The sequence below is a fragment of the Apilactobacillus kunkeei DSM 12361 = ATCC 700308 genome (assembly GCF_001281265.1).
In the GTDB taxonomy this organism is placed as follows: Bacteria; Bacillota; Bacilli; order Lactobacillales; family Lactobacillaceae; genus Apilactobacillus; species Apilactobacillus kunkeei.
In genome coordinates, this window is the sequence record NZ_JXDB01000002.1 from 256,065 (window position 1) to 262,270 (window position 6,206).

At 36.8% G+C, this 6,206-nt stretch carries 4 protein-coding genes; all 4 read left to right on the forward strand.

The window, feature by feature from the left end; genetic code table 11:
• Window positions 1-117 precede the first annotated feature (117 nt).
• The 4 genes from RZ79_RS01195 (at window position 118) to RZ79_RS01210 (ending at window position 6,112) form a co-directional block, all read left to right on the forward strand.
• Window positions 118-1,482, forward strand: a complete 1,365-nt coding sequence (locus RZ79_RS01195; protein ID WP_054449665.1) for a hypothetical protein — start codon at window positions 118-120, stop codon at window positions 1,480-1,482.
• A 113-nt stretch (window positions 1,483-1,595) separates the two neighbouring features.
• Window positions 1,596-2,462, forward strand: coding sequence for a DNA/RNA non-specific endonuclease (locus RZ79_RS01200; RefSeq protein WP_225428469.1), 867 nt, complete (start codon window positions 1,596-1,598; stop codon window positions 2,460-2,462).
• Window positions 2,463-2,477: 15 nt separating this feature from the next.
• A complete protein-coding gene (locus RZ79_RS01205) occupies window positions 2,478-4,244 on the forward strand; it encodes a hypothetical protein (protein WP_054449666.1) in 1,767 nt (588 codons plus the stop codon).
• 65 nt (window positions 4,245-4,309) lie between these two features.
• On the forward strand, window positions 4,310-6,112 hold the full coding sequence (locus RZ79_RS01210; protein WP_054449667.1) for a glycosyltransferase family protein: 1,803 nt from the start codon (window positions 4,310-4,312) through the stop codon (window positions 6,110-6,112).
• Window positions 6,113-6,206 lie beyond the last annotated feature (94 nt).

Genomic DNA, 6,206 nt, shown 5'->3' on the forward strand with positions numbered 1-6,206 from the left:
CTAAAGTATGGCACTAACTTTAAAATTATTTAATAAAACACGACAATTTGTTAATAAAATAGTTAAAAAGTTAAAATGTGTTATAATCTAGATTATAAATTTATTGGAGGAATCAAAATGCATTCATTTTTAAAGAAGACAGTCTATGCTGGACTAACTCTTTTTGCATTAGGTTCATTAGCCGCAGTTAACACAACTACCGCTAATGCCAAGAAACACGTTACTACTAAGCGTGTTGCCAAAAAGGTAAAAAAAGGGAAACACACTAAAAAACAAACTAAAGTTACTGTCGCATACTACAAAGTTCATTTTGCAGAAAACGCTGCATATGCTAAATCAAACGGGGTAGTTAGCATCATGAACAAACCAGGTAAGCTGGGTAATGCTAAGGTCGTTGCCAACAAGACAACAATGCGTCGTTTAGCAAAATCAAAACTACCTGAAAACGTCTTTCATGTATATGGAATGGCTAAGACTAACACCGGTCTATATTACGCTCACGTTGTCACTCTAGGTGGCAAGTACCGTGGCTGGATCTACGTTGGTAAGAACGACTTCCAATACAACCTAGATAACATCACTAAAAACACTGGAATTTCAGCTACTAGAACATTAAGATACGGTGCGAACCCAAGTAATGTTAACGTTAAAATTCTAGATAAGCTATGGACTTATCCTAAGTTTAGCCGTTACAACGCTCGTGTAGTTAGCCACAAGAAAGCTTCATACATCAACGATGATTTCGTTGTTGAATCAGCTGTCTACAACACTCGTGGTTGGTTATACTACTATGTTCAAGATACCAAAAAGAAGAGTGTTAACGGTTGGATTTACAGCGGTAGCACTACTGCTCGTAATGCTAAGAAGGACACTAAGAAGACTTCTAACAAGAAAACTCCTGCTAAGACGCCAACTGATAACAAGCAAACTCAAACTAATACAACTACCACCACACCAACTCCAAGTACTTACAACCTAGTATTCAAATACAATGGTAACTTTGTAAGCACTAAGGTTGTGAACTTATCTGATCTATCAGTAAACGGCACTCCTGTCGTAACTCCTGATTCAATCGCTAAGTTTATCCCAAGTAACTATCAAATCACTACTGATGCTAATGCCATCAATACTGATGGACCAATCGTTAACGGTGGAACTGCCATCATCAACTTAAACGCTGTTCCAGCAACTCGTTTAACAATTGCCATTAAGCAAAAAGACACTGGCGCACTTTTGACGCCTTCATCTGATTTAGTAACTATGCTAAACGAAGCTGGTCAAGACTTATTGAACCAAAAACTAGTACTAAATGGTCAAAGTATCAATTCCAATGCTGTTAAGTCAATCTTGACTAACCGAAACTTATTAAGCATTGATCAATCAAAACTATCCACTAGTGGTGCCGGTTCACTTCAATTCGTAGGTGTAGATACAACTGCAATTGATGCAGGTAACCCAACTGTTACTCTTTACTACAAATAAAAAAAGAAAAAGCTTCCCAAAGGGGGGCTTTTTTACTTTTCTTTAATTTTCAGTGAATATTATATTAATATGTATTATTATTAATGTATAAGATTAAAACGGAGTGATAAAAGTTGAAAAAGTTCTTAATTTTCTTGTCATTGATAACTGTACTTTTGATGTGTTTTTCAGTTCCTGGACAGACGGTCAATGCACAAACCTATGTATATGTTACAAGAACTGGTAAAAGATACTACTATAATCGAAATGATTGGGGACTAAAGCGGGCTCGCCAAGTTTATCGTGTCACTTTAAGTCAGGCGCAATCACGTGGTCTTACTTTGGCTAAAGACGAAAGTATTCACCGAACCGTCGTTACCAAGGTCACAGCCAAAAAGGCCAGAAAGATACATAATAAAGCAGTTAGTCACAGTGGTAAGACTAAGATTGCCAAGAATCAAATTGTGATTCTAAATGGTAATAATCCAGCATTTACCAAGTCCGAGATGTCATTAAAACATGGGGCATGGGCAAGATACGGTAGCTTGGATAAGCTCAATCGTTCAACCACTGCGAATGCAATGTTAAACTATTCATTGATGCCAAAGGTTAAAAGAGAACCTTTATATGTTGATCCAACGGGTTGGCATAATAAAAAGGATGGCGGTACATGGTTATACAATAGAAGTCATTTAATCGGCTATCAGTTTACAGGTCAAAACAACAATTTGCGTAATCTGATCACAGGAACGCGTTCATTAAATGATCCTGCAATGAGTACGTTTGAAAACAAGGTTGCATACTACCTACGCAGTAATCATCACCACTACGTTAGATATCAAATCAAACCGGTCTTTAAGAAGAAGAACCTTTTAGCATCCGGTGTGATTATGCGTGCCAAGTCAGTTGGTAGTAACGCAATCTCGTTTAATATTTACATTAAAAATATTCAAGAAGGATTCAAGCTTAACTACGCCAATGGAACTAGCGTAGCTGAATAATGAGGAGAATTAATGATGGAAAAATTAAAGCAGTTTTTAAAATGGTTAACACCATTTATTATCTTTTTAGTTTTAGCGTTATTAGTCGTTGCGATTCCGCTAATTAAGAAACAAACATTTTTGGGATCAGATTCACTATTTCACTTTAACCGTTTCTACGATGCCGCAATGCAACTAAAGACCCACAATATTAGTTACTTCCAAACTAACTATGGATTCTTAGGTACAGGTAGAATGCTAAGTACCTTGTATGGACCAGTGGCTGCATATGTTGGTGGTTTTCTACTACTATTAGCTGGCACCTGGTTTAAGTTTGAAATTCTAACTGATTTAATCGTGCTAATTGTTTCAGCACTTGGAATGTACAAGCTATGTCGTGTTAACAGCGTCGACAAGTACCCAGCAATCTTCATGGGATTCATTTACATGTACTCATCATTGGTAATGCAATGGGTCACTGCCCAACAATTTACTGGGGTAGGGGCAATGATTGTGCCATTCGTCATGATTTACGCCACTCAAATGGTCAGAAAAAATGACGTTTCATTTGTTGGCTTTGCGTTCGTAATGAGTCTATTGGTGCAAACTCATTTGATGAGTGCCATGATTACCGCCATTGGAATTGTTCCATTCTTCGTCGTTGGAATGATCAAGGCGATTGATAAGAAACAACGTGTCCGTATGCTATTACATACAATTTACGCTGCGTTGATTACAATGTTATTAACCATTAACGTTTGGTACAACCTAATCTACATTTCTGCTACCAACCACTTGCTTCCGGTATACCCAGTTCCACATGTTCGTACCTACGGATACAACTTTAATGTTCAATCATTAGTGAACATTATGAAACCGACCGAGTTTATTTTATTTATTTTTGTATTATACTTTGTTATTAGAAGATTCAAACAAGTTGATATTTTGACGAAGACAACAGCATTCACTGGATTTTTCTTCTTAGTTATTTCATGGAGCCACTTCCCATGGGGAGTTTTTCAATATCTTATTCCACAGTTATCATACACACTCCAATTTCCCAAACGTTTCTTGGTAATTGCGTTTGTATGTTTATTGGTAACTTTCGGTCGAATTTTAACTTATGAAATTAGAAACAATACTCATAAGAGTAACTATGCCGTGGTAGTAACTATCCTATTATTAATCGTTGGTAGTGCCGGATTGGACTTTTATGCCATTCACCAACGAAGCGTAAACTATGTGGCCTTAAACACTAAGCGACACAAGAACAATAAGAACGATAACTCAATTTACTACTACATGAGAAAACACCATAGAACAATTCAAAAGGACACCCAAAGCCACAAACTATCTAACTTGCTAGAAGATATTATCAAGGCTACTCCTGACTACGTTCCTTCATACAAACAAATTAAGGGACACGATGAATATGATAAATTGAATCCATACGAATTGTATTACAAGGAATACATCGAAAAGAATCACAATAAGAAGATTCATTTCAAACACGTTGTAAGAAAAGATGGATCATTGACTATCAAGTTCAAACTAAAGAAGGCACAAGAAATTCAAGTTCCATTGGTTAAGTACGCCCAAACAAAAGTAACGGTTAATGGGAGCGTTAAGAATGTGAAGACAACTAAACTGGGTGCTGTTATCGTTTCAGCTAAGAAGGGTAACAACCGAGTAAACATTAAATATGTAACATCATTCATCACTCGTTTGATGATGGTTCTAACATGGATTAGTTGGATTTTGTTTGGTATTTTTGCAATAATAAAAATTAGACGCAACAAGTAGGCCAAATGCGGCCTTTTGCTGTTTTATAAGGAAATGAATCATTTCCGATTACTGGAGGGATAGTTTTGGAACAACTGAGAAATGCGGCTAAAAAAGTACATGAAAGCCGCTTTTTCCCGCTGCTCGTATTTGGATTATTGGGGCTGATTGCGCTTAGCGGCTTGATTTTAAATAATACATTAATTTTGAGCTACGATACGATTTTTCACTTTAATCGCTTCTATGACACTGCTGAGCAAATCAGAAATGGAAGTTATAATTACTTCCAAATGAACTATGGTTTTTTACAAACGGGAAGAATAGTTAATGCTTTGTATGGACCGATAGTCGCCTACATTGGTGGATTTATCCTATTATTAAGTTACAACTGGATTGTCTTTGAAATTGTGATTTCAATGCTAGTGATGTTAGTCGCTGCATTTTCAATGTATTGGCTATGTAAGGTTAATGGTGTTAGTCGTGATTACTCCATCTTAATGGGTTCACTATACATGATTGGATCATCAGTATTCCTATGGGTAACCACCCAACAATTCACCGGAGTCGGTGCTGCCGTCATGCCGGTATTCTTCATTGGAATTACTTTAATGCTACAAAAGCTAAGAATCCCGGTATTAGGGGTATCCGTTGGAATGGCAGTCTTAATTCAAACCCATGTGGTTTCAAGTCTGATTGCTTTTGGGGCGGCGCTTCCAATCATCATCGTTTCTTTGGTATTAACCAAGGAAAAGTGGAAGATGATTAAGGACGGTTTAATCGCAATTGTGTTAACACTTGCATTGACCTTTAACGTCTGGGGAGTCATGATCTCAATCTTTAGACATAACTTCTTGATTCCAACATTCCCAGAAACTAGCATGCAACTATTCACAGTTTCACTTCATGGTGAATCAATTCAAAGCGTTGTGAAGCCAATGGAAATATTGATCTTCTTGTATGTTATTTACTACGTGATTACTAGATGGAAGAAGCTAAACTACGTTGTAAGAACACTTGGTTGTGTTGCGTTTGGTTTCTTGGTACTGTCTACTAACATTGTTCCATGGACTCGTTTACAAGTTGAATTTCCTAAGCTAACCACATTGGTGCAATTTCCTAAACGTTTTGCGGTGGTACCATTCATCCTATTCTTCTTATTACTAGGAATGATTTTGACTAACGACAAGAATGCCTTGACGTTAAAACCATTGCACTACCCAAGTCGAGCATTCACTTATGCAATGCTATTCTTCGTTTTTGCGTTAAACATGGAATTAAACTTCCAAGCAATTAATCTTGGGGCATCTCAAACCATTGCGATGAAACAAAACAATGATTCGGTAATCCCGGTTAACCATGCGTTTAGCTACAATAAAAAATATAATCGAACTTATTTAGACGACTTAGAAAGTCCAAACAAGTCATACCTAGTTAACGATATTCTAAAGACGACGCCTGATTACTTACCAACCACTCAAGCGGTTAACGAGGATAATTATGCTAGTGTGCATCCATACTTGAACAACCATCGTCAGTTGATTAAACACAACTTTAAGATTAAGGGTGGTTACACCAAGAAGGTGAACAAGGATGGATCATTGACCGTCACATGGTATAACCATCACTCAAAGACTAGACGTTTCAGAGTAACTGTCGTTAAGTACTCAGCCACTAAGTTAGTTCTAAACGGTAAGAAAATTAAGCCAGCTCGCCTTAGTCAGGTTGGTGCTGTTACAGTTAAGGCTAAACCAGGTAAGAATGTGCTAACAGTATCTTATCGTACTGGATTAGGAATGGATATTATTTTCCTAGTTACCACGCTTAGTTGGGTCTGTGTCTTCGGCTATGTCATTATTAGAAGATTTAAAAACAAAAAGAGTAACCAATAGTGGAACTGAAGTTATAATATTGAACAGATAAATAAAAGCACTTTCGATAAAATGATTATTTTAATTTGATAAAATAACATAATTCGGAGGTGTT

Excerpts from the sequence above, each read along its gene's own strand:
- RZ79_RS01195 (WP_054449665.1), top strand. The coding sequence starts at position 118 with ATGCATTCATTTTTAAAGAAGACAGTCTATGCTGGACTAACTCTTTTT.
- RZ79_RS01205 (WP_054449666.1), top strand. The coding sequence starts at position 2,478 with ATGGAAAAATTAAAGCAGTTTTTAAAATGGTTAACACCATTTATTATC.